This window comes from Aeromonas sp. QDB34 (assembly GCF_027705405.1).
In the GTDB taxonomy this organism is placed as follows: domain Bacteria; phylum Pseudomonadota; class Gammaproteobacteria; order Enterobacterales; family Aeromonadaceae; genus Aeromonas; species Aeromonas hydrophila.
The window spans coordinates 32,243-53,666 of the sequence record NZ_JAPDBT010000015.1; the positions used below are offsets into that span (position 1 = coordinate 32,243).

The 21,424-nt window shown below is 62.4% G+C and carries 20 protein-coding genes; 6 read left to right on the plus strand and 14 right to left on the minus strand.

Features of this window, described 5'->3' with window-relative positions; all coding sequences use genetic code 11:
* The first annotated feature begins 204 nt into the window (after nt 1-204).
* Nucleotides 205-549, plus strand: a complete 345-nt coding sequence (locus tag OKC29_RS17425; RefSeq protein ID WP_226031237.1) for an SH3 domain-containing protein — start codon at nt 205-207, stop codon at nt 547-549.
* A gap of 96 nt (nt 550-645) precedes the next feature.
* On the opposite strand, the gene OKC29_RS17430 is transcribed toward OKC29_RS17425, so the two are convergent.
* Both OKC29_RS17430 and ydfZ read right to left on the minus strand, forming a co-directional pair.
* On the minus strand, nt 646-2,049 hold the full coding sequence (locus OKC29_RS17430; protein ID WP_073348629.1) for a hypothetical protein: 1,404 nt from the start codon (nt 2,047-2,049) through the stop codon (nt 646-648).
* A gap of 233 nt (nt 2,050-2,282) precedes the next feature.
* Nucleotides 2,283-2,480 (minus strand): putative selenium delivery protein YdfZ, encoded by a 198-nt coding sequence (gene ydfZ / locus OKC29_RS17435; RefSeq protein ID WP_073348630.1) that lies wholly within the window; start codon nt 2,478-2,480, stop codon nt 2,283-2,285.
* Between the two features lie 278 nt (nt 2,481-2,758).
* Here ydfZ and OKC29_RS17440 point away from each other — a divergent pair, with 278 nt between their 5' ends.
* Nucleotides 2,759-3,259 (plus strand): DUF1993 domain-containing protein, encoded by a 501-nt coding sequence (locus OKC29_RS17440; RefSeq protein ID WP_024944643.1) that lies wholly within the window; start codon nt 2,759-2,761, stop codon nt 3,257-3,259.
* A gap of 88 nt (nt 3,260-3,347) precedes the next feature.
* Here OKC29_RS17440 and OKC29_RS17445 read toward each other — a convergent pair whose 3' ends face one another.
* The 3 genes from OKC29_RS17445 to OKC29_RS17455 form a co-directional block, all read right to left on the minus strand.
* The gene (locus tag OKC29_RS17445) at nt 3,348-3,797 is read right to left on the minus strand and encodes an SRPBCC family protein (protein ID WP_017410559.1); all 450 of its coding nucleotides are present in this window, start codon (nt 3,795-3,797) and stop codon (nt 3,348-3,350) included.
* A 79-nt stretch (nt 3,798-3,876) separates the two neighbouring features.
* Nucleotides 3,877-4,389 carry a cupin domain-containing protein gene (locus tag OKC29_RS17450; RefSeq protein WP_073348631.1) on the minus strand — a complete coding sequence of 171 codons (513 nt, stop codon included), beginning with the start codon at nt 4,387-4,389 and terminating at the stop codon, nt 3,877-3,879.
* A gap of 99 nt (nt 4,390-4,488) precedes the next feature.
* Nucleotides 4,489-5,145, minus strand: a complete 657-nt coding sequence (locus OKC29_RS17455) for a DUF3313 domain-containing protein (protein WP_017410561.1) — start codon at nt 5,143-5,145, stop codon at nt 4,489-4,491.
* 271 nt (nt 5,146-5,416) lie between these two features.
* Between OKC29_RS17455 and OKC29_RS17460 the strand changes: the two genes are divergently transcribed.
* Complete coding sequence (locus OKC29_RS17460; protein ID WP_041213570.1) at nt 5,417-6,091, plus strand: chromophore lyase CpcT/CpeT; 675 nt, start codon at nt 5,417-5,419, stop codon at nt 6,089-6,091.
* A 9-nt stretch (nt 6,092-6,100) separates the two neighbouring features.
* Here the strand turns inward: OKC29_RS17460 and OKC29_RS17465 are convergent, their stop codons facing one another.
* On the minus strand, nt 6,101-6,985 hold the full coding sequence (locus tag OKC29_RS17465; RefSeq protein WP_073348632.1) for a LysR family transcriptional regulator: 885 nt from the start codon (nt 6,983-6,985) through the stop codon (nt 6,101-6,103).
* A gap of 101 nt (nt 6,986-7,086) precedes the next feature.
* Here OKC29_RS17465 and OKC29_RS17470 point away from each other — a divergent pair, with 101 nt between their 5' ends.
* Nucleotides 7,087-7,707: a LysE family translocator gene (locus tag OKC29_RS17470; RefSeq protein ID WP_073348633.1), complete on the plus strand. Its 621-nt coding sequence runs from the start codon at nt 7,087-7,089 to the stop codon at nt 7,705-7,707.
* A 98-nt stretch (nt 7,708-7,805) separates the two neighbouring features.
* On the opposite strand, the gene OKC29_RS17475 is transcribed toward OKC29_RS17470, so the two are convergent.
* Together OKC29_RS17475 and OKC29_RS17480 are read right to left on the minus strand one after the other, a co-directional pair.
* On the minus strand, nt 7,806-8,915 hold the full coding sequence (locus OKC29_RS17475) for a YeeE/YedE thiosulfate transporter family protein (protein ID WP_174892440.1): 1,110 nt from the start codon (nt 8,913-8,915) through the stop codon (nt 7,806-7,808).
* 124 nt (nt 8,916-9,039) lie between these two features.
* Nucleotides 9,040-10,662, minus strand: coding sequence for a methyl-accepting chemotaxis protein (locus OKC29_RS17480; protein ID WP_162275562.1), 1,623 nt, complete (start codon nt 10,660-10,662; stop codon nt 9,040-9,042).
* Between the two features lie 1,238 nt (nt 10,663-11,900).
* Here OKC29_RS17480 and mgtA point away from each other — a divergent pair.
* Nucleotides 11,901-14,663 carry a magnesium-translocating P-type ATPase gene (mgtA, locus tag OKC29_RS17485; protein WP_073348635.1) on the plus strand — a complete coding sequence of 921 codons (2,763 nt, stop codon included), beginning with the start codon at nt 11,901-11,903 and terminating at the stop codon, nt 14,661-14,663.
* Between the two features lie 99 nt (nt 14,664-14,762).
* Here the strand turns inward: mgtA and OKC29_RS17490 are convergent, their stop codons facing one another.
* The 6 genes from OKC29_RS17490 to OKC29_RS17515 all read right to left on the minus strand — a co-directional run bounded on the left by OKC29_RS17490 (nt 14,763) and on the right by OKC29_RS17515 (nt 19,902).
* Complete coding sequence (locus tag OKC29_RS17490; RefSeq protein ID WP_162275563.1) at nt 14,763-15,410, minus strand: LysE family translocator; 648 nt, start codon at nt 15,408-15,410, stop codon at nt 14,763-14,765.
* Nucleotides 15,411-15,489: 79 nt separating this feature from the next.
* Nucleotides 15,490-16,308, minus strand: coding sequence for an AraC family transcriptional regulator (locus tag OKC29_RS17495; RefSeq protein WP_073348637.1), 819 nt, complete (start codon nt 16,306-16,308; stop codon nt 15,490-15,492).
* A gap of 67 nt (nt 16,309-16,375) precedes the next feature.
* Nucleotides 16,376-17,278 carry an EamA family transporter RarD gene (rarD, locus tag OKC29_RS17500; protein ID WP_011704249.1) on the minus strand — a complete coding sequence of 301 codons (903 nt, stop codon included), beginning with the start codon at nt 17,276-17,278 and terminating at the stop codon, nt 16,376-16,378.
* A gap of 125 nt (nt 17,279-17,403) precedes the next feature.
* The gene (locus OKC29_RS17505) at nt 17,404-17,577 is read right to left on the minus strand and encodes a hypothetical protein (protein ID WP_016349064.1); all 174 of its coding nucleotides are present in this window, start codon (nt 17,575-17,577) and stop codon (nt 17,404-17,406) included.
* 125 nt (nt 17,578-17,702) lie between these two features.
* On the minus strand, nt 17,703-19,199 hold the full coding sequence (locus tag OKC29_RS17510; protein ID WP_073348638.1) for an aldehyde dehydrogenase: 1,497 nt from the start codon (nt 19,197-19,199) through the stop codon (nt 17,703-17,705).
* A gap of 160 nt (nt 19,200-19,359) precedes the next feature.
* Entirely contained in the window at nt 19,360-19,902 is a 543-nt protein-coding gene (locus OKC29_RS17515; protein WP_073348639.1) for a cupin domain-containing protein, read from the minus strand.
* Between the two features lie 185 nt (nt 19,903-20,087).
* Between OKC29_RS17515 and OKC29_RS17520 the strand changes: the two genes are divergently transcribed.
* A complete protein-coding gene (locus tag OKC29_RS17520; protein ID WP_073348640.1) occupies nt 20,088-21,419 on the plus strand; it encodes an aspartate aminotransferase family protein in 1,332 nt (443 codons plus the stop codon).
* Nucleotides 21,420-21,424: the final 5 nt, after the last annotated feature.

Here is a 21,424-nt window from a genome sequence, read left to right on the forward strand (position 1 = left end):
GCAGTCTAGGGCGATGGAAAGTGCACTGAAATGGCACTCGGATGATATGAAAATTCACTGACAGTAATGAATAGCAGGGGGGGCAGAGGGGCTACCTCGGGGGATAGCATCCCCTGCCAGAGGATGTGAGCCCGGATAACACAACGGGGCCTGGATTGTGGTATGACTCGGGGCGTCACCCATCAGAACCAGTCGGAGGACACGATGATGCTGGCGTTGATCACCACGGCACACCACACCTGTTACCCCAACCCCATCGTCTTTCGGGCCGGAGAGCGGGTGCGCATCGGCCACGAGGATGACGAGTTTCCGGGCTGGGTGCGCACCTTTACCGCAGACGGTAACGAGGGGTGGGCGCCCCTGTCGCTGCTGACGCCGATCAGCGCGGAGGAGGCGCTGGCACGCCAGGACTATACCGCCCGCGAGCTGGATGTGGTGGCGGGGGAGCGGGTACGGGTGGAGCGGGAGCTGGCAGGCTGGCTCTGGGTACATAACGATCAAGGGCAATCGGGCTGGATCCCGGCCAGCGCCATCGCGTCCGTCTCTTGAGGTCGTTGATGGTGGCGGGTGAGGTGTTGTGATCACCCGCCGTAACGATATGGCGCAGCAGGCTGGCGGATTCAGAGTGAATGTTGCGCCGCGCTCTCAATCAAGAGGGGGAGTTTTTCCCTGTCGCATCAGCTGGTAAATCAGATGGCCATGTTCTTTGCGATAGATGTCACTGTGCGCGCCGCCACCACTTAGATAGGCGTTCTCACTGATGAGACTGCTCGCATCGATATAGGTGATGTTGCTGCGGGCTGAGCCGCTGACACCGAACAGGTTACCGTGATGATCGGCGAAGGCGCAGCGAATAAGGGTGTTGGTATTGGAGCAAATATCTGCATAGCTCCTGGCATCGCCGGCATAGCCTCCCCCGGGCGCCTTGCTCATGGCTTGGTCATTAATCGATGCCGTCAGCGCTACCTGCTTCACCAGAGGGCAAAATACCGTCGCTGAGGTTGATGTGGCGTTATCGGTCAGCTGGGTCAGTTTAAAGGCTCCTTGCAGGTTGATCAGGTTATCAATACCCGCAGTGGGGGGCTGGTAGTGATCCTGATAAATGGCCGGACCAAAGCAGGCAGCCACATTGGAAGCGCGGCTGCCAAAGCTATGGCCAATCAGCGAGGTCGTGAGTTGCGCTTGCTGGGCTTGAGGCAATGCGGCTTTTACTTCCGGCAGTGTCTGCTGTATCAGCACTCCCAGCCAGCTCAGGCCAAGTTCGTCGGCGTCGCCGGCCTTGGTGGGAAAGCTGGTGAGTCGATAAATCGGTTCAATCCAACTGCTGCTCCATTGGCTAGGCCAGGTGACACCGATAACCAGGGGATTGAAATCGGCAGGAGCACTGCGTTTCACATTGAGCATGATGGAGTTGAAGTTGCGAATGGCTTCTTCTTGCACCGTATTCCAGCCCATGACAATGACCACGATGTCGCTATAAGGCTTGCCTGTATTGGCCTGTGTCATCAGGCGCTGAATCATGCTCTGTTTTAACTGCTTCAGCGCATCCCAACTGTCGTCATAACCGCAGACCTCTTTATCCTGGCAACGCCGATGCGTGACGACCATCGGTAGCATATTCTGCTCGGCACAGGGTTCAACCAGCTGGGATTGTGCGGGCTCCAGTCGTTGATAAAGGTTATACAAGGCACAGGTATGGTTTTCGGCAGATTGGGGCTGGGCCTGCTCTCGCAGAATATGTGAGATATACAACAACTTGGGTTGGTTTAATAACGCGTCTGTTGATGTCTTTAAGGTCTTCTCTGAGGGGGGGCTGACCTTCACGCTTTGCGGGGTAGAGACCAGATCTCGCGGGCTTTTTTCCACGCCAATCAGATAACCATCAAAACGCAAACTCAGTTCATCCGGATAATAAAGAACAGAGTGATACAACATGGTGGTTTCACCATCCGTACTCAATTGCTTTTCTGCCGAGGCAAGCCGGCGTTGAGGAGCATTGGTACAACCCTGTAATAACAGACAGACGATCAGAAGGATTTTCCCGTACATGATTCACTCTCCTTGTTATGTGTCACCCCGATGAGGGTAGTCCGTACTGGTGAGTCGATGTAGTAGAAGGGGTTGAACCGCCCCCTGTTCATGGCGATCCCCGTGCCGATAGCGTGCATGCTCCCATGACGCGGCGTGGGGACGGATGTAGAGGAGAAATCAGAAACCCGGCCCCGACGGGGCGCGGCGGCCGGGTGAATTGTAAAGAGTAGGGTGACAGGTAACGCGGGGTATCAGCCTAGTCTAATCAACTCGATGGGGGCGTAGTGCTCCCGGGAGTTGGCCAGCAGCACGCACTTTTGATGCTCGGCCTGATAGGGGGTCAGGTTGTCGGTGTGAGCCTCTTTCAGAACGTCGACGGCGCCGGTGGCGGCGATCATCACGCGCTGACCCGCTGTGAGCGCATTGCGGTTTCGATCATAGATTTTCATGGCACTCTCCTTTTGTGGGGCCCGGCGGTATGCCCGGGCTGCGCGAATCAGCCTACGCCCCTGTCAAAGAGTGATGCATGTCACAGATCAAAAAAGAGCCAAAGAGGGACTCAGTGCGTCGGCAAGGGTGAGCGGACCTGCCGCGCGGGGTCGTCCAATCCTGTCGCTGGGAAGGCAGGTGGATTCTGCTTTTTGCGGGGGCAGGCTCGAACAAACGGGGGGATACGCTATAGTGGATGCCGCTCGTTTAACTGCCTTCAACCAACCGAGAGCGCATTATGAATCGTGATATCGTCGCCCAGTTTATCAAGATGCTGACCAACCTCGACCAGTGCCTGGCCAAGGCCGAGGCCCACGCTGCCGCCAAGAAATTCAACGTGGAGAACTTCTTCGGCGATCGGCTGATCGTCGACATGCTGCCATTCAGCAAGCAGGTGCTGATCTGCTGTGACAGCGCCCGTGCCGTGGTGGCCACCGCCAGCCTGAGCGAGCCGCCGGTACTGGGTGATGACCCCAAGACCATGGCGGATCTGCGCGCCCACCTGGCCAAGACCCTCACCTACCTGCAGAGCAAGCTGGATGCCGATTTCAGCCAGTATGCGAGCGGCCACTACTACCCCTACTGGGCCGGTGGCAAGGGGATGGACGGCTACACCTGCGTGCATGAGTACGGCATCCCCAACTTCTACTTCCACCTCACCATGACCTATGCCCTGCTGCGCAAGGCCGGGGTCGAGCTTGGCAAGGGGGATTACCTGGGCGCCATCAACCTGCAATAAGCTCATCCCGTCATTCGGGCGTTGCCCCGCATAAAAAGAGCCTGCCACTGTGGCAGGCTCTGTCGTTTTCGGGGTCACCAGCGGGCGGTTACTGCGCCGGGATTTCGGGCTCCACCAGGGCGGCCAGCTGGGCCAGCGACTCCTGCCAGCCGAGGTAGCACATCTCCACCGGGATGACCTCGGGGATCCCCTCCTGCACGATGGCGAGCTCGGTGCCGCACACCACCCCGGTCAGGATCACGGTCACGTGCATCACTCCCGGCAGGTTGGGATCGTCGAACCGGTCGGTGTAGCGGATGCGCTTGCCCGGTTCGAGCTCCAGGTATTCGCCGCCAAAGGCGTGGCTGTTGCCATTGCCAAAATGGGTGAACGCCATCCGGAAGTGGCCGCCGACCTGCGCCTCCAGCTGCTCCATCCGGCAGGTGAAGCCATAGGGTGGCAGCCACTTGGCCAGCGCATCGGCCTCGATAAAGGCCCGGTAGATCCGCATCGGCGGTGCCTTGAGCACCCGGTGCAGCCGCACTGTTCCTGTCCTCATCTCTCTGTTCCTCGTTGCCTTGGGTCCATCAAGGATAGTCGGTTGCGTCCGTTTGCCGACGACTGGCCGGCTGCGGGCCCTAGAAGGGACCCTTGCGCTCGCGCAACTGGTCGGGCAGGCCGTCGTGCTCCCCCAGCTCGCGTTCGGGCACCGCATCCCAGTGGCGGGCGCCGATGAAGCGGTTGCGCTCCGGGTGCACAGCGTAGTGGATATGGTTGTCCGCCCGATCGGTGTCGCCCACGCAGAGCAGTCGCACCGGCTGATCGGTATTGTTGATGAAGGTGTGGGCCAGCCCATCGCCGGCCTTGAAGCCGACCGAGTCACCGGGCTGCAGCCGATGCAGCACGCCGTCGAGCCAGACGTCCGGGGTGCCTTCCAGCACGTGGACGAACTCGTCCTCGGTCTCCTCGGCGTGGGGCCAGCTGGTGCGCCGGCCGGGCGGCAGCAACTCGTGGTGAATGCCGAGGCGGGCAAAGCCGTAGTGCCTGCCGAGGGCGCTGCCCAGAGAGAGCAGCTCCTCGCTGCCGGAGTAGCGGCCGGGCTCGGGTTCCTGCAGCTCGCGCCAGTGCTTGATGCTGGGGTGACGGTTCATGACGGCTCCTTGTCGAAGTGATGGGGGAAACAAGCGGCCCCGTGCTGGGGGCACGAGGCCGGTGGTGGGCGCCTTGCGCCCGGGGGGCGGCGAGCCGGACTAGCGGCCCAGGTTGTCGGCCAGTTGCTTGGCGCGGCCGGCGGCCCACTGGTCGATCATCTTCTCCATCTCGCTGGCGGTGATGGGGCTGTCCTTGTGGGTGGTGTCCGGGCTCTCGCGCGCATCCATCACCCGTACCAGCAGTTTGCCGTTCTGGGAGTCGAGCAGCTGGGCCATGCTACCCACCTTGAGCAGGTAGGGCTCCTTGCCGATCACCTCGCGGGTGACATTGATGGCGATCTTGGCGGGCAGCAGATCCCGCAGCTTGGGATCGGGCCGGGTCAGGTCGAAGTTGGTGATGGCGGCCTGCACCCGCATCACGCCGGGACCGGGGGCGGTGGCAATCTTGACGCCGTGGCTCATCAGTTCGCGCTGGAAGGTAGCGTGGTAGTAGCGGCCGATCTCGTTCTGCTCGTTGGCGGTCAGCAGATACCACTGGCCGTTCTCCTGGCGGATGAACTGCAAGGGGTCGAGCAGCACCTGATGGTACTGGCGCAGATCCACGCCGGGCTCCTTGTAGATGCGCTGGTTGGGGTTGCTTTCGCTCTGCTGGAAGGCGGTCAGCGGAATCGCCTGCAGGCTGTGGGAGACCTGATTCTTCACCGCGCAGCCACCCAGCAGAATGGCCACCATGCCCGCGATTACGGCTCTTTTCATCTTTTGCTCCTGATTGCGGCGCTTGCCCGACCCTGGCATCCGGTGCACAGGGCATTGCAAGAGAAATAACCGATTCAAAGAGCGCCCACAAGCGAAGAGTGCAGCGGCGTTCAGGCGGGATCCAGCCCGCAGGCGGCGGCCACCCAATTGCCGGGACATGACGCTAATACGATGATTTTGCTTCGGATCGGCAATCATTTGATCAAGGTTGCGGATATTGGCGCCGTTCGCTCATATAATCGCCGCCATGAAACTGATTCGGAAGGATTCGATGACCAGCCTGATGGCGGCCCTGTGCGGGCTGCTGCTCTCCTGTCTGGCCTGGGCGGCACCCACCCCCTTCGTCACCACGCCCCCTGACAGCACCACCACGGCACCCTCCGCCAGCATGGAGCCGCTGCTCTCTTGGTTTACCGGCGAGTTCTCCAGTCGCGAGCAGGCCAGCTACGACAACCGCTTCACCAGCGCCGAGCTGCGGCTGGTGGAGATCTGGCCCGGCTACAAGGGGTTTCGCTGGGTCTATGCCGAGCAGTTCCTGACCGAGCGGGCGGTGCGTCCGTTCCGCCAGCGCATCTACCGCTTCTCGCTGGTGCCCGACGGCCGCATCCTGATGGCCGAGCTGACCATGCCGCGGGCCATCGATTTCGCCGGCGCCTGGCGTCAGCCCGAGCTGCTCGACTCTCTCACGCCGCAGCAGCTCTCTTTGCGTCAGGGCTGCGAGATCTGGCTGACCCGCCAGCCGTCGGGGGAGTACGCCGGCCACAGCAAGGTGGGCAGCTGCTCCACCAATTTTGGCGGCGCCAGCACCCTGGTGCAGTACCTCTGGATCGGCCCCCACAGCGTGAGATTGCTGGATCGGGCCTACGACACCGAGGCCCATCAGCGCTGGGGCAGCCCGGGGGAGGGCTATGTCTATCTGCGCCGGGTGAAACAGCGCGGCGAGTAGGGCTGCGCCCTACAGCTGGTGGCGCTGCTCGCTCAGGTAGTCGATGAGCAGCCGCAGGCGCAGTGGCAGGGGCTCCCTGGCCGGGTAGAGCAGGTTGACCGGGCGCGGGGCGGGCTGGGCATCCGCCAGGATCTCCTGCAGGGTGCCGCGTTCTAGCTCCTCGCTCAGCAGGGCGCGCGGCTGCAGCAGGATGCCGGCATGGTTGAGGGCGGCCACCTTGAGGGCGCTGCCGTGGTTGCTGATGAAGGGGCTGTCCCACAGGTGCAGCTGTTCGAGCGGAAAGGCCTCGGCCAGGCTCGACTGGCCGAGCCAGGGGCTGAATCCCAGGCAGTGGTGGCGGGCCAGATCCGCCAGCGTGAGGGGAGTACCGTGGCGTTGCAGGTAGTGCGGGGACGCGCAGATTACCGAATCGGAACTGGCCAGTGGCCGGGCGATGTAGCCGGCGTCCTTGGGCTGGCCGACCCGGAAAATGAGATCGAAGCCGTCGCCGATGACGTCCACCAAGCGATCCGACAGGTCCAGCTCGATGCGGATCTGCGGGTAGCGCTCCATGAAGCGGCACAGCAGCGGCGTCAGCCGGTAGCTGCCGAAGGTGACGGGGGCATTGATGCGGATCCTGCCCGCCGCCTGGCCGGTGTTGGCCAGGGTGTTCTGCTCCAGCTCCCGGTAGTGTTGCAGCAGGTTCTGGCAGCCGGCGAGGTACTCCTGGCCCGCCTCGGTCAGGCTTTGGCAACGGGTGTTGCGATTGAGCAGGCGGGAGCCGACCCTGGCCTCCAGCCACTTGATGTACTTGCCGATCATGGCCGGCGTCATCGCGAAACGATCCGCCACGGCGGCGAAACTGCCCGCGCGGGCAACCTCGACGAAGATCTCGATGGCCGTCAAGCGATCCACTCTAAACTCCTAGTTTATAAAGCCGAGCGCCACTATGTCTGGCTGGCGTCGCGGCTGTCAATATACTGGGCGGCAGCCAATCCACGCTGGAATTTCTCCCGATGACACTCGACTATTACGCCCTCTATCTGCTGCTCGCCATCGGCACCGTGCTGAGCCCGGGGCCCGCCGTGATCTACACCATAGGCAACACCCTGACCCGCGGCACCCGCCACGCCATCGCCGGCTTTTGCGGGGTGGCGGTGGGCATCCTGCTGGTGGCGAGCCTGGCCTCGCTGGCAGTGCTCTGGTTCACCCGCTGGCTGGCCGCGGGCCAGCAGATCCTCACCCTGGGCGGTGCGCTCTACCTGCTCTATCTGGGGCTCAACGCCTGGCGCCAGCGGGCGATGAGCCCGGTGCCGGGGGCCGGGCCGGATCGGGATTGCCGTCGCAGCTTCATCAAGGGGGCGCTCATCAGCCTGCTCAACCCCAAGGCGATCATCTTCTTCACCAGCCTGTTTCCCCAGTTCATCGACTTTCGTCACGGGGCGCTGGGCCAGTGCATGCTGCTGGCGGTCACCTTCAGTGCCGTGGTGCTGGTGGTGCATGGCGGCTACTGCCTGGTGTTCCACTGGGTGGGGGCGCAAGGCTATGGCGAACGCTTCGCCAGGGTGATCAACCGGCTGTCGGCGGTGATGTTCACCGGCTTCGCCCTGTTGCTGCTGTTCAAGGGGTTGAGATAGAGAAGAACAGGGTCTGGGGTGCTGCTTGGGATCGGCATACCGGCTTGGAAGGGAAATCGTGACGGGATGGCGTGTAACCGCGCCATCCCGTTGTTTTATCAGAGTTTGAACAGCGGGCGCAGGCGGATGCCGATCAGGCTGCCGGCGAGGGCCATCAGCATCCAGACCCAGCCGTGCAGGCTGCCGGAGGCGGTGCCGTCGAAGAAGCCGCCGAGGTTGCAGGCGCTGTACATGGCACCCATCCCCATCAGCAGGCCGCCGAGGATGGAGGCCAGGCTGTTGCCGATCCGCATCGGGGCGAAGGTGCCGCCACCGCTGATGCAGCGCGCCAGCATGGCCCCCAGGATCCCCAGCCAGAACATGCCTACCATGGGGTTGATGAACAGCGGTTGGGCCAGCTTGGGGTTGCCCTCGAACAGACCGAACAGGGAGGCACCGCGCAGCGCCATATCATAGACGGCGCCGGTGATGGTCCAGGCCGAGCCGTGCAGGGCGACCACGGACGAGTTGAGCAGAGCTATGATGATGCCGCCGGTCAGCACGGTGAAGCGGCCATCGCGCCAGAACAGGTTGCCGCCGCTGAAGAGGGGCTTGAGCTCACCGGTACGTTTGAGCTCGCTCTTGCGAAACAGCAGGAACAGCGCGGCGACCAGCGCCAGGTTGAGCAGCATGCCGCTCCAGATATTGCCGGTCAAATCCTTGGCCAGCACCACATGGCTGGAGAAGGTGGCCTCCAGTTCGGGCCGGAACTGGTTGCTGATGAGGGTGCCGATGCCGTAGCAGAGCAGCACCAGCCAGAAGCGGGGTTGCCCCTCGCCGCAGCAGTAGAGGGTGCCGGTGGCGCAGACGCCCGCCAGCTGCATGCCGATGCCGAACAGGAAGGCGCCGACGATGAAGGGAATGCCGATAGCCATCACGTTGCCCACCATGGCATCGCCAAACAGGGCGTGGCTAAAGGAGAGGAAGCAGGTGAACAGCAGAATTTCGATGGCGATGGTGAGCAGGTGAACCCGCACGTAGTAGCTGTTGCGCTTGGTCAGCATCTCGCGCCAACCGAACACGATGCCGAAGCGGCTGAAGGAGAGGGTAAAGCCGAAGCCGAATCCGATCAGGGCCATCAGAGCCCATTTCATACCAAAGGTGTTGCCGAGCCAGAATAACGCTCCCCCCGCGATTGCCACGATGGGGAGCGACCATTTTCGATTCATGCCTGTTGATCCTTATAGCTGGATGAAGAATTGGGAGTGCGGATCCTATTCCCTCATTGAGTCCAAGGCTATCGATTTAACCCTGTGGGCGCGAATGGGGGCAGGACGGACCCTGCCCCGGGGATCAGTGGCGAGGTGGTGGCGCGAGGTGAAAGTGCTGGGTCTGGCGGGTCAGTGCCTGGGAGTTAGTCGCTACCGTATCGGCTTCGCTCGCCGCATGGCGGGCGCTGTCGTTGACCTTGGCCGCAAGGCGGGACATCTCGCCGACGTTGCTGTTGATGGCGTGGATCAGGCTCTTCTCCTGCTCCAGCAGGGCTCCGACCTGATCGATCCGTTGGCAGATCTCGCCGCAGCCCTGTTCAATGCTGGTGATGCTCTGCTTGGCATCGGCCACGTGCTCCACCGTTTTGCCCACCCTGGCCAGCTCGGTGTCCATCTCGTTGACGGCCCGCTGGCTGGTATCCTGGATCCGGCCGATGATGCTGGTGATCTCCGTCGTGGCCTCGCCGGTGCGGCTGGCAAGGGAGCGCACCTCGTCGGCCACGACTGCAAAGCCGCGCCCCTGTTCACCGGCCCGGGCGGCTTCGATGGCGGCGTTGAGCGCCAGCAGGTTGGTCTGCTCGGCGATACCGTGAATGGCCCCCGCCAGACCTGAGATCTGCTGGGACAAACCGGCCAGGTCGCCGATGGTGCCGGAGACCCGCCTCACTCCGTCAGCCTGGGCACGGATCACCTGCTCCACCTCCTGAATGACCAGCCGGGTGGCATTGGCGTGGGCCTCGGAGCCCGAGGTCATGCCGGTGACCTGCTGTAGTTGGGCATCGCTTTGTTGGATCAGGGCCTGCAGCTGCTCGATCACCTCTTCCACCTGACGGGCTGCGTCCACCTGGGCCAGGCTGTCGTCCACATGCTGGCGAGAGAGGCTGCTCAAGCCGGTGGCCTGCTGATGCAGCGTCCCCGCACTCTGCTGCAGGGCGGCGACCAGGGTGGCGAGTTGATCCCGCATCCGGCCGATGCGTTGGATCAGATCGCCAATGGCATCGTCGCCGGGAGGCGGCATGGGGCTGTCGAGGGCTCCCTCCGCAATGGCTGCGGTCGCCTTACCGGCGGCCAGCAACCGTTGTTGGGTCGGTCGGCCCAGCCAGAAGACCAGGGCGCAGCCGGTCAGCGCGGCGGCGAGCAGAAGCCAGTAGCACATCCGGGCGGTGCGGCTGAGCTGCGCCAGCTGCTCGACGGCATACTGGCTGCCACGGGTGACGGTGGCATCGACTCCAAGCCGGTGAGCCAGGTACAGGGTGCGCAGCTGGGCGGCGATGGCTGTTGCCTGCTCGAGCCGGCCGGCCTGCACGGCCGGAATGAACTGACTGTCGAGCAGTTGCCAGAAACGTTCGGCCTGGGTGCGCTGTTCCCCCAGCAGGCTCTGCTTGAGCTGGTCGTCGAGTGTGCTCTCCTGCCAGAAGCGATTGCGGTCGTTGAACTCCTGCTCCAGGCGGGCGAGCGATTGCAGCAACCCCTCCCGCTCGCTCGCCGCGGCATGCAGCAGGGTATAGACCTGCAGTTGCGCCTCGATGAGGTAGAGCGGGGGCGGCAGTATGTCCGCGACGACATCCTTGCCTTCGCCCATCTTGTCCGCTGCGCTCTTCACCGAGTAGAGGCCAAAGAAGCTGATGGATATCAGGATGATGAAGATCAATATGCCCAGCGCCTGGCTGAACAGCAGCGAACGATCATGGATTGCCTTGAACATGTAACCCCCATATGAATCCGGCACATGGATAGCATAGTCCCGTCCCGTATAAAGACCTGCCGTGCTGGCCATATCGCGGCGGGCGTTGCTGTCAGTGAGGGCTGACGGAGCGATCGACATCACGGCTGGTCGGTTGAGCCATTCTCAAATAGGCGTTGAGAAGCGTTCGCGAAAAAATAGGAGAATGGCAATTCATGGCTGGTAATTTATTAAAATATGAATTTATATTTTGCGCCGCCAAATATTTCTGGGTAGAATCTTGGCGTGTTATCAACAGATGGAAGGATATTATGGAAAGCGACAGTTGTAGCCGATTGCACAGCGCGATGTGGGCTAATCAGAACTGAGGTTGATATTCCTTCTTCTCCCTCACTCTGATCGCTCAGAGTGTGGCATCTAGCGAGTCATCCCGACTCTTGCAACCCAGTCCCGCCGGGACCTGCGTTGCTCCCCGGATTGTTCCACTCCCTCTGCGAGCCATGCCGCCTCGCGCCCCAGCAATTGCACGCCTTGCCACGTACGCCCTTTGTCATGGGCCCGGGGCTGCCCGTTGCGCCCGTTCACCGGATCTTTGGCGAGCAGGGACAAACAGGCCGGCGTGAAATAACAGGATGGACAGCTCGTATTGAAAACAATGTGGTTTTCGATAGGCTGTGTTGCGAATTTAAATAATGAAGGTCTCTTCCTTATATATTTGGAAATATGCGCTGGCTATTTCTCAATATATTCATGGGGTGCGGTTGATTGCTCATGTGACCGGACCATGAACCCTCATCATTATTATTCGGCCATCATGCCGTTATTGTTGCCTGTGGTTATCCTGATCTCCTTTATCGGTCCTGGCCGCCCCGTTGCGGCCCTTGCCTCCTGCCGATAACGCCGCCGCGCGGATCTGTCCGCCGGCGATGACCTGCCGTGCCCTCGATATGCCGGGGCCGGCTTGCTGCCGCTCAACTCGGAGGAACCGTCATGACCGAAGAGCCCAAACCTAGACCCTCGGGGTCCACGCCTACCCACTCCTGATCCCCTGCGGGGAACGGGATGCGGTGTCCTGACCCCTGATCTGATCCAACCATGCTGGTTAGCGCGACGGCAGACATTTGTCTGACGGGACGCCCCGTGCGCGGCAATTGACCGCATCGGCAGCATGTTGGGTTCACAGCCTTCGATATCAGTACTGACGCCAGGCTTGGCCCGCGACAGGGCCCTGTTTTGCGTAAAAATCAGGATAAATAATTATGAAACAACAACATACTGCCAGCCGGCATAAGCAGCAGGGCTTTGTTGCGCCGGGCACGCAGAAGGAGAAGATCTCCTCCAGAGTGCTCGACGAGGCCGACAAGTCTCTCGAGTACACTTTCACCGCCGTGCGCGGCAACATCGATGGTCTGACTGCGACTGAGGCTGCCAACCGACTGGCCGAATTCGGTCCCAACGAGGTGACCCACGACAAGCCACCCCATGCGTTTGTCCAGCTGCTGCAGGCGTTCAAGAACCCCTTCGTGCTGGTGCTGATCGCCCTGGGTCTGGTCAGCTACGTGATGGACGTGCTGATGGCCGAACCGGGTGACGAGGATTGGGTCAAGGTGATCATCCTCGGCATTATGGTGGGTCTGAGCGGTCTGCTGCGCTTCTGGCAGGAGTACCGCTCCGCCAAGGCGGCCGAGGCGCTCAAGTCGCTGGTGCGCAACACCGCCACCGTGCAGCGTCGCCCCTCGCCGGGGGCAGCCCCCCTGCGCAAGGAGGTGGCGATGACCGAATTGGTGGCCGGTGACATAGTGCACCTGCAGGCGGGGGATATGATCCCGGCCGATATCAAGCTGATCGAATCCCGCGATCTCTTCATCAGTCAGGCGGTGCTGACTGGCGAAGCGCTGCCGGTGGAGAAGTATGACACTCTGGGCGCGGTAGCGGGCAAGTCGGCGGAGGGGGCCAGTGCCGGTGAGGGGGGCATGCTCGATCTGCCCAACATCTGCTTTATGGGGACCAATGTGGTGAGCGGTACTGCCCGGGCCGTGGTGGTGGCGACCGGCAGCGACACCTACTTCGGTTCGCTGGCGCGCAACGTGGTGAGCCACAAGCGTATTGAGACCAGCTTCGATCGCGGCGTGAACAGCGTCACCAAGCTGCTTATCCGCTTCATGCTGGTGATGGTGCCCATCGTCTTCATGCTGAGCGGGGTCAGCAGCGGTGACTGGATGTCGGCGCTCACCTTCGCGCTGGCGGTGGCGGTGGGGCTCACCCCCGAGATGCTGCCGATGATCGTCTCCGCCAACCTGGCGCGCGGCGCGGTGGCCATGGCCAAACGCAAGGTGGTGGTGAAGCGGCTCAACTCGGTGCAGAACTTCGGTGCCATGGATGTGCTCTGCACCGACAAGACAGGCACCCTGACCCAGGACAAGATCATCCTCGAGCATCACTACGACGTGCGCGGCAAGCGGGACGACCGGATCCTGCAGCTGGCCTGGCTCAACAGCTTTCACCAGAGCGGCATGAAGAACCTGATGGACATCGCGGTGGTCGAGCACGCCGATGCGCTGGGGGAGAGCTGCAAGCCTGCCAACTACCGCAAGGTGGACGAGCTGCCGTTCGACTTCGTGCGCCGGCGCCTGTCGGTGATTGTGCAGGACGATCTGGGCCAACAGCTGATGGTCTCCAAGGGGGCGGTGGAAGAGATGCTGGCCGTCTCCAGCCAGATCGCCGATGGCCAGGAGGTGCGGGAGCTGACCGACGCGGATCGCCGCGCCCTACTGCGCCAGAGCGAGGAGTTCAACGCTGAGGGCTATCGGGTGCTGATCGTGGCGACCCGCGAGATCCCGGCGACCGAGTGCAAGCAGAGCTATCGTACCAGCGATGAGGTCAAGCTGGTGGTGCGCGGCTTCCTCACCTTCTTCGATCCGCCCAAAGACTCGGCCGCACCGGCCATCCGCGCCCTCAATGAGTACGGCGTAGCGGTCAAGGTGCTGACCGGCGACAACCCCATCATCACCAGCAAGGTGTGCCGCGATGTGGGGCTGGAGCCCGGTGTGCCGCTGCTTGGCAAGGATATCGAGGTGATGGACGATGTGGCCCTGTGCACCGTGGTCAAGCACACCACCATCTTCGCCAAGCTCACCCCGCTGCAGAAGTCGCGGGTGGTGAAGGCGCTGCAGGCCAACGGCAATACCGTCGGTTTCCTCGGCGACGGCATCAACGATGCACCGGCGCTGCGGGATGCGGACGTGGGGATCTCGGTGGACAGCGGCGCCGACATCGCCAAGGAGACCGCCGACATCATCCTGCTGGAGAAGAGCCTGATGGTGCTGGAGGAGGGGGTGATCAAGGGGCGCGAGACCTTTGGCAACATCTTGAAGTACCTCAACATGACCGCCAGCTCCAACTTCGGCAATGTCTTCTCGGTGCTGGTGGCCTCCGCCTGGCTGCCCTGGGCGCCCATGCTGGCGATGCAGATGCTGATCCAGAACCTGGTGTATGACGTCTCCCAGATGCTGCTGCCGTGGGACAAGATGGACCCCGAGTTCCTCAAGCGGCCGCGCAAGTGGGAGGCGAGCAACATCAAGCGCTTCATGTTGTGGCTCGGCCCGACCTCCTCGGTGTTCGACATCAGCACCTACTGTCTGATGTGGTTCGTGTTCGGTGCCGGCGCCCTCTATGCCACCGCCAACGGCAGCATGGATCCGCTGGTCAACGGTCAGGCCATCATGAACTCCGGCTGGTTCATCGAGGGGCTGGTGTCGCAGACCCTGGTGGTGCACATGCTGCGTACCCGCAAGATCCCGTTCCTGCAGAGTACCGCCACCCTGCCGGTGCTGCTCTCCACCTCGATCGCCATCGCCATCGGCTGCTACCTGCCGTTCTCGCCGCTGGCCGAGCACTTCGGCTTCATCACTCTGGATGGGCCCAAGTACTTCATGTGGCTGGTGATCACCATGCTGGCCTACATGGGGCTGACCCAGACCGTCAAGAGCATTTACATCAAGCGCCACGGCCAGTGGTTCTGATGAAGGGCTGGTGAGAGGGCCGGTTACCCGGCCAGGAACAATGAACGCAAAGAGGGATGGCCTGTGCCATCCCTCTTTTTCATGGCGGCAAGACAGGGGTCAGTGCAGGACCAGGGCATAGGCCTCGCCGGCCATGCCGGTCAGGATGGAGAGGCTGACGGCGCCAAACAGCAGGCCGGTGACCAGATTGAGCGGACGCTGCACGCGGCCGAGCAGGCGCTGGGCCCGCACGGTGGAGAGGCTCCAGGCCAGCACGCCGAACCAGACCAGGGAGAGCAGGAACAGCTCCAGCACCAGCAGGCCACGAGTCAGGCCGTCCACCTGTGGCGTCACCATGGCGGCCAGCAGCCCCATGAAGAACAGCAGTGCCTTGGGGTTGAGCAGGTTGGTGGCAATGCCGCGCTGCACCCCCTTGCGCCAGCCCTGCGCCTCGCCGCCGGCGTGCAGGGCGAGCTCGGCCGAGCTGTGCCAGGCCGCCTTGAGCGCCCCCCAGCCGAGCCAGCCCAGATAGAGGGCGCCGACCACCTTCACCGTGATGAACAGCCAAGGGTGTTCGGCAATCAGCAGGCTGATACCGGTGAGGCTGAGGGTGGCATGCACCAGGATGGCGAGCGCGATGCCGAGTGCTGCGCCCAGCGCGGTGGGCCTGTGCAGGCTGGTGCGCAGGATCAGCGCGAAGTCCGGACCCGGGCTCGCCAGGGCGATGAGATGGATGAGACCTATGGTCAGAAACAGGCTGGTGAACATGGAAACCTCTGCGACAGTATCGAGTTCACAGCATGGCGGATTGTGGAGTCGCCGGATTGTAAAAGATTGCAGTGCGGAGTTAGTCGGCGCGCCCGCTGGCGGCCAGCATCTGCTGGCGAAAATCGGCAGGGGTGAGGCCGAACGCCTGGCGAAAGCCGTGGTGGAAGTGGCTCTGATCGAAGAAGCCGACCGCCAGTGCCACCTCGCTCACCGGCAGGCCGCTGCCGAGCAGGCGCTTGCTCTGTTCGAGCCGCAGTCGCTTGAGCCAGGCGTAGGGGGTCATGCCGGTCTTCTTCTTGAACTGGCGCAGGAAGGCGAAGCGATCCAGTCCGAACAGGGCGCCCAGATCCTCCAGACTGTGGCGTTCATCCAGCCGAGCCAGCAGATGGTCGCGCAGGTACCTGAGCTGGGGGTCGGCCAGGGCGTGGCGCTCCGGCGCCAGGTGCAGCAGCTCGCCGAGCAGGGCCAGCAGCTCGCCCTCCGCCAGCAGGCCGTCGGGGCTGGGATTGTCCAGGTACATGTGCAGCCGGGCGAAGCCCTGATAGAGGTCGGGGCGGCGCTGCAGCCCCTGGTCGAAGAAGGGCTCCGGGCTGTCCGGCAGCCAGCGGGCCAGCTGCTCGGGGGCGATGGCGAACACCCGCACCTCGTACCCTTCCGGCAGCAGGCTGAGGCCGTCGTGCATCTCGTCCGGGTTGACGGTGGAGAGCTCGCCGCGCACCAGGTGGTGGCTGCTGCCCTTGTGGATGAATTTCTGGCCGCCCTGCTGCACCAGACCTATGTGGTAGTCCAGGTGCACATGGCGGCCATAGCTGAACTCCCTGTGGTGAGAGTGGGAGAGTTCAACCCCCGGCAGCAGCCGGGATTGCCAGTAGTGGATGCGGGATTGGGGTGCGCTCATCGACTATTGATAACCTGAAACCCGAATGCGGGCTTGTAGATTATTGCAGCGTGGCGCCCCCTTGCCGTCAAGCCTGCTCCGCTGCCTGCCGGCGCTTGCCGCTGCGCAGTCCGTCCAGACTGAACAGCACCAGCGCGCTCCAGATGAAGGCGAAGGTGATCATCTTGTCCAGCGCCAGCGCCTCGCCATAGAGGGTGACCGCCAGGATGAACATCAGGCTCGGCCCTATGTACTGGAAGAAGCCCAGGGTGGAGAGCTTGAGCCGGGTGGCGGCGGCGGTGAAGCAGAGCAGGGGGGCTGTGGTGACCGCACCGGCGGCGATCAGCAGCAGGTTGAGGTGCCAGTCATTCTGGGTGAGATGGCTGGTGGGGCTGTCGGCAAAGCCCCACAGATAGATGGCGGCCGGCGGCAGCATGATCAGGGTCTCGATCAAGAGGCCGGTCAGCGCATCGAGGGCCAGCTTCTTGCGGATAAGGCCATAGATGGCGAAGCTCGAGGCCAGCACCAGCGCGATCCAGGGCAGGGAGCCGAAGGCGATGATCTGGATCGCGACGCCGATCGCCGCCAGCCCGACCGCCCACCACTGCAACCGGCGCAGCTTCTCGCTCAGGAACAGCATGCCGAGCAGCACGTTGAACAGCGGGTTGATGTAGTAACCGAGGCTGGCATCCAGCATGTGGCCGTTGTTGATGGCCCAGATGAACAGCAGCCAGTTGCCGCCGACCGTGATGGAGGTAAAGGCCAGGGTGAGCAGCACTTTCGGCTGGCGCAGCACCGCCTGTACCTTGTGCCACTGGCGGCCGAGCAGGGTCAGTACCATCAGCAGGGCGCACGACCAGATCATCCGGTGGGTCAGGATCTCGGCGGCCGGCACGGCGGCAATGGTCTTGAAGTAGATGGGGGCCAACCCCCAAAGGGTATAGGCGCACAAGGCGTAGATGACGCCCTGGCGCTGAACGTGTTGCTGCATGCGGATAACCTTCACTGGAGAGTTGGATGCGGGAAAACATCGCAAAAAATCAGTGTAGCGATCCTTTTGCGGGGAAAGAAGTTAATAAATGATGATCAGCGGATTTTAACGGCGTACTGCCCGGCTCAGCGGCCACCGCCACGGCGGATCTTGTCCACATCCAGCAGCAGCCACAGCATAAGCGCGATGGCGGAGATCCACGGACCCCAGGTCACGTAGGCCTCGCCGTGTCCCAGCATGTAGAACAGCAGCGGCAGTCCTATCACCAGAAACAGTACACTTCCCAGAAAAAATAACATTTTTATCTTTATATTTAAGGGCTTGTCTATTTGATGATTATATCGATTGAGGCCGGCGATGAAAGGGCAAAAATGAAAAAGGGGGATTTCTCCCCCCAATTCGCAGATAAGCGTCATTTCTGATGCTATTCGAGCTGGATCCAGGTGCTTTTCAGCTCGGTGTACTTCTCCAGCGCATGCAGTGACTTGTCGCGACCGTTGCCGGACTGCTTGAAGCCGCCGAACGGCATGGTCATGTCGCCGCCATCCCAGTTGTTGACGAACACGGTGCCGGCACGCAGGGCGCGGGAGCCTTTCACCGCCTTGTTGAGATCCGCCGTCCAGATCGCGGCGGCCAGACCGTAGTCGGTGTCGTTGCCGAGCGCAATGGCCTCCTCCAGCGTGTCGAAGCCGGTCACCGCCAGCACCGGGCCGAAGATCTCCTCGCGGAAGATGCGCATCTCGGGGGTTACCTCGTCGAAGATGGTGGGCTCGATGTAGAAGCCGCCGCTCTCGGTATTGGTGCGCTTGCCCCCCAGCAGCAGCTTGGCGCCCTCCTGCTGGCCGATGGCGATGTAGTTGAGCACCTGCTCCATCTGGATGTGGTCCACCATGGCGCCGATGCGGGTGGCAGGGTCGAGCGGGTTGGCCGAGATCCATTCGCGGGCATGGGCCAGCAGCCGGTCCATGAACTGCGGTTTGATGCTGTTTTGCACCAGCAGGCGGGAGGCGGCGGTACACACCTCACCCTGGTTGTAGAAGATGGCGCCAGCCGCGCTTTTGGCGGCGGCGTCCAGATCCGGCGCATCCGCCAGTATGATGTTGGGGCTCTTGCCGCCACACTCCATAAAGGCGCGCTTGAGGTTCGACTTGCCGGAGCACTGCACCAGATGCTTGCCGATCTTGGTGGAGCCGGTGAAGGTGATGCAGTCCACGTCCATGTGCATGGCCAGCGCCTCGCCCACGGTATGGCCGAAACCGGGCAGCACGTTGAACACGCCGTCAGGGATGCCTGCCTCCTTGGCCAGACCCGCGATGCGCAGGGCGGTGAGCGGGGATTTCTCGGAGGGTTTGAGGATCACCGAGTTGCCGGTGGCGAGCGCCGGCCCCAGCTTCCAGCAGGCCATCACCAGCGGGAAGTTCCACGGCACGATGGCGGCGACCACCCCGAGCGGTTCGCGGGTCACCAGCGCCAGGGCGGACTCCTCGACCGGCGCGACCTGATCGTAAATCTTGTCGATGGCTTCGGCGTTCCAGGCGATGCAGTTGGCGGCGGCGGGGGCATCATAGCCCATGGCGTCGCCGATGGGCTTGCCCATGTCGAGCGACTCCAGCAGCGCCAGCTCCACCTTGTTGAGTCGCATCAGTTCGGCGAAGCGCTGCATGATCTGCTTGCGCTGCTTGGGTGGCAGACCGCTCCAGCGTTTGTCGTCGAAGGCGGCGCGGGCAGCCTGCACCGCCAGTTCGGCATCGGCGGCGTCACAGGCGGCGACCTTGGTCAGCAGCTTGCCGTTGGCCGGGTTGATGCAGTCGAAGGTGGCGCCGTTGATGGCGTCCCGGTAGCTGCCGTCGATGAAGGCTTGCGAGGGCAGGGTCAGGTGGGAGGCCTTGTGTTGCCACTGGGCCAGGGTCAGGTCACTCATGTTCACTCCTTGAACCGGCAAAAAGTCAGTTTCCGCGTATCAATATGCTAAACATCCTGCCGCTTGTAAATCCATCTTGTAACAATTCGTTAAACACTTTGCCAATTTGGCCTCATCCGGAGCCCGTCTCGGCGAGGGGCGGGATCTCCCCTCTCATGGCTTAGAAGCTGGCGGGGGTGTTGGCCGAGATCAGCACGCATTCGTGCTCATCCACATTGCGGAAACGATGCGGGGTGCGGCTGTCGAAGTAGTAGCCGTCTCCCGGCGTCAGCAGGTAGACCTGCTCGCCGACGGTGACCTCCACCTGGCCTTGGATGACGATGCCGCACTCTTCGCCTTCGTGGCTCAGCATGTCGTCACCCGTGTCGGTGCCCGGTGGCAGTATCTCCTGCATCATGCCGATGGCACGGTTGGCGCGGCTGTGGCCCACCAGGCGGTAGCTGATGGGGTGGGTACCGAGATCCGGCATGTCGGCGGCGCGGAAGATCACCTCGGAGTCCATCTCCGTCTCATCGGTGAAGAAGGTGGCCAGCGACATGGGAATGCCTTCCAGCACCTTGCGCAGGGAGGCGACCGAGGGGCTCACCTGATTTTTCTCGATCTGGGAGATAAAGCCGTTGGTCACACCGGAGCGTTTCGCCAGCTCGCGCTGGGAGAGGGCCGCCTTGGTGCGAACCGCCTTGAGGCGGTGACCGATATCCATCGATAGACACTCCTTGACTGTTTACTATTATTAAATTTGTGTTAAATATCTTATACCACCCCGCTCAGAGCAGCTAGCCGGGTGATACCATATGGGGCAAGTTTGAGCCCTTTTTTAAGATTTTAGGTGTTTAATTTAATAGGCATTGGCCGATAGTTACTAAACACCTTAAGGATGAGGTGACCATGAAACCGATCAGCGACATCAATACTCCCTCCGACATGTCCGCTTTCTGGATGCCGTTCACCGCCAACCAGCAGTTCAAGGCGGCGCCGCGCATCCTGAAGTCGGCAGAGGGGATGTATTATCACTCAGAGGATGGCCGCAAGATACTGGATGGCACTGCCGGGCTCTGGTGTTGCAACGCGGGTCATGGTCGGCGCGAGATTGCCGAGGCGGTTTCCCAGCAGATTTCCCACCTTGATTTTGCCCCTACGTTCCAGATGGGACACCCCCTGCCGTTCGAGCTGGCCAACCGGCTGGTGGAGATCGCCCCCAAGGGGCTCGGCCACGTCTTCTATACCAACTCCGGTTCGGAATCGGTGGATACCGCGCTCAAGATCGCGCTGGCCTGGCAGCGGGCGCGCGGCCAGGGCACCCGTACCCGGCTGATCGGCCGTGAGCGCGGTTACCACGGGGTCGGCTTCGGCGGCATCTCGGTAGGCGGCATCCCCGGCAACCGCAAGTGGTTCGGCTCCCTGCTGGGCGGGGTGGATCACCTGCCCCACACCCTCAACATCGCCAAGAATGCCTTCACCAAGGGGCTGCCCGAGGAGGATGTGGCGCTGGCCGACGAGCTGGAGAAGATTGTCTTCCTGCACGATGCCAGCAACATAGCGGCGGTGATCGTCGAGCCCATCGCCGGCAGTACCGGCGTGCTGATGCCCCCCAAAGGCTACCTCAAGCGGCTGCGGGAGATCTGCACCAAACACGGCATCCTGCTGATCTTCGATGAGGTGATCACCGGTTTCGGCCGCCTCGGTGCCCCCTTCGCCGCCCAGGAGTTCAACGTCATTCCCGACATGATCACCTGCGCCAAGGGGCTGACCAACGGCGCCATCCCCATGGGGGCCGTGCTGGTGAGCAACGCCATCTATGACGACATGATGGTGGCCGGCAAGGGGGCCATCGAGCTGTTCCACGGCTACACCTACTCCGGCCATCCGGTGGCCGCCGCCGCGGGCCTCGCGACCCTCGAAATCTATCGCAACGAGAACCTGCTGAGCCGCGCCGCCGATCTGGCGGGCTACTGGGAGGAGGCGGCCCATTCGCTGAAGGGCTGCAAGCACGTGAAGGATGTGCGCAACTACGGGCTGGTGGCAGGCATCGAGCTCGAATCCATGCCGGATGCGCCGGGCAAGCGCGCCTACGAGGTGTTCGTGCGCTGCTTCGAGAAGGGGGCGCTTATCCGGGTTACCGGCGACATCATCGCCCTGTCGCCGCCCCTCATCATCGAGCGCAGCCAGATCGACGATCTCTTCACCCTGCTGCAGGACGCCCTGCAGGCCCAGGACTGACTTTT

What these genes read in the sequence shown, in the direction of transcription:
- OKC29_RS17430 (WP_073348629.1), bottom strand. Translation starts at nt 2,049, where the DNA reads ATGTACGGGAAAATCCTTCTGATCGTCTGTCTGTTATTACAGGGTTGT.
- OKC29_RS17470 (WP_073348633.1), top strand. Translation starts at nt 7,087, where the DNA reads ATGACACTCGACTATTACGCCCTCTATCTGCTGCTCGCCATCGGCACC.
- OKC29_RS17515 (WP_073348639.1), bottom strand. Translation starts at nt 19,902, where the DNA reads ATGGATATCGGTCACCGCCTCAAGGCGGTTCGCACCAAGGCGGCCCTC.
- OKC29_RS17440 (WP_024944643.1), top strand. Translation starts at nt 2,759, where the DNA reads ATGAATCGTGATATCGTCGCCCAGTTTATCAAGATGCTGACCAACCTC.
- OKC29_RS17455 (WP_017410561.1), bottom strand. Translation starts at nt 5,145, where the DNA reads ATGAAAAGAGCCGTAATCGCGGGCATGGTGGCCATTCTGCTGGGTGGC.
- OKC29_RS17510 (WP_073348638.1), bottom strand. Translation starts at nt 19,199, where the DNA reads ATGAGTGACCTGACCCTGGCCCAGTGGCAACACAAGGCCTCCCACCTG.
- ydfZ (WP_073348630.1), bottom strand. Translation starts at nt 2,480, where the DNA reads ATGAAAATCTATGATCGAAACCGCAATGCGCTCACAGCGGGTCAGCGC.
- OKC29_RS17490 (WP_162275563.1), bottom strand. Translation starts at nt 15,410, where the DNA reads ATGTTCACCAGCCTGTTTCTGACCATAGGTCTCATCCATCTCATCGCC.
- OKC29_RS17450 (WP_073348631.1), bottom strand. Translation starts at nt 4,389, where the DNA reads ATGAACCGTCACCCCAGCATCAAGCACTGGCGCGAGCTGCAGGAACCC.
- OKC29_RS17520 (WP_073348640.1), top strand. Translation starts at nt 20,088, where the DNA reads ATGAAACCGATCAGCGACATCAATACTCCCTCCGACATGTCCGCTTTC.
- OKC29_RS17445 (WP_017410559.1), bottom strand. Translation starts at nt 3,797, where the DNA reads ATGAGGACAGGAACAGTGCGGCTGCACCGGGTGCTCAAGGCACCGCCG.
- OKC29_RS17425 (WP_226031237.1), top strand. Translation starts at nt 205, where the DNA reads ATGATGCTGGCGTTGATCACCACGGCACACCACACCTGTTACCCCAAC.
- OKC29_RS17495 (WP_073348637.1), bottom strand. Translation starts at nt 16,308, where the DNA reads ATGAGCGCACCCCAATCCCGCATCCACTACTGGCAATCCCGGCTGCTG.
- OKC29_RS17475 (WP_174892440.1), bottom strand. Translation starts at nt 8,915, where the DNA reads ATGAATCGAAAATGGTCGCTCCCCATCGTGGCAATCGCGGGGGGAGCG.
- mgtA (WP_073348635.1), top strand. Translation starts at nt 11,901, where the DNA reads ATGAAACAACAACATACTGCCAGCCGGCATAAGCAGCAGGGCTTTGTT.
- OKC29_RS17460 (WP_041213570.1), top strand. Translation starts at nt 5,417, where the DNA reads ATGACCAGCCTGATGGCGGCCCTGTGCGGGCTGCTGCTCTCCTGTCTG.
- rarD (WP_011704249.1), bottom strand. Translation starts at nt 17,278, where the DNA reads ATGCAGCAACACGTTCAGCGCCAGGGCGTCATCTACGCCTTGTGCGCC.
- OKC29_RS17505 (WP_016349064.1), bottom strand. Translation starts at nt 17,577, where the DNA reads ATGTTATTTTTTCTGGGAAGTGTACTGTTTCTGGTGATAGGACTGCCG.
- OKC29_RS17480 (WP_162275562.1), bottom strand. Translation starts at nt 10,662, where the DNA reads ATGTTCAAGGCAATCCATGATCGTTCGCTGCTGTTCAGCCAGGCGCTG.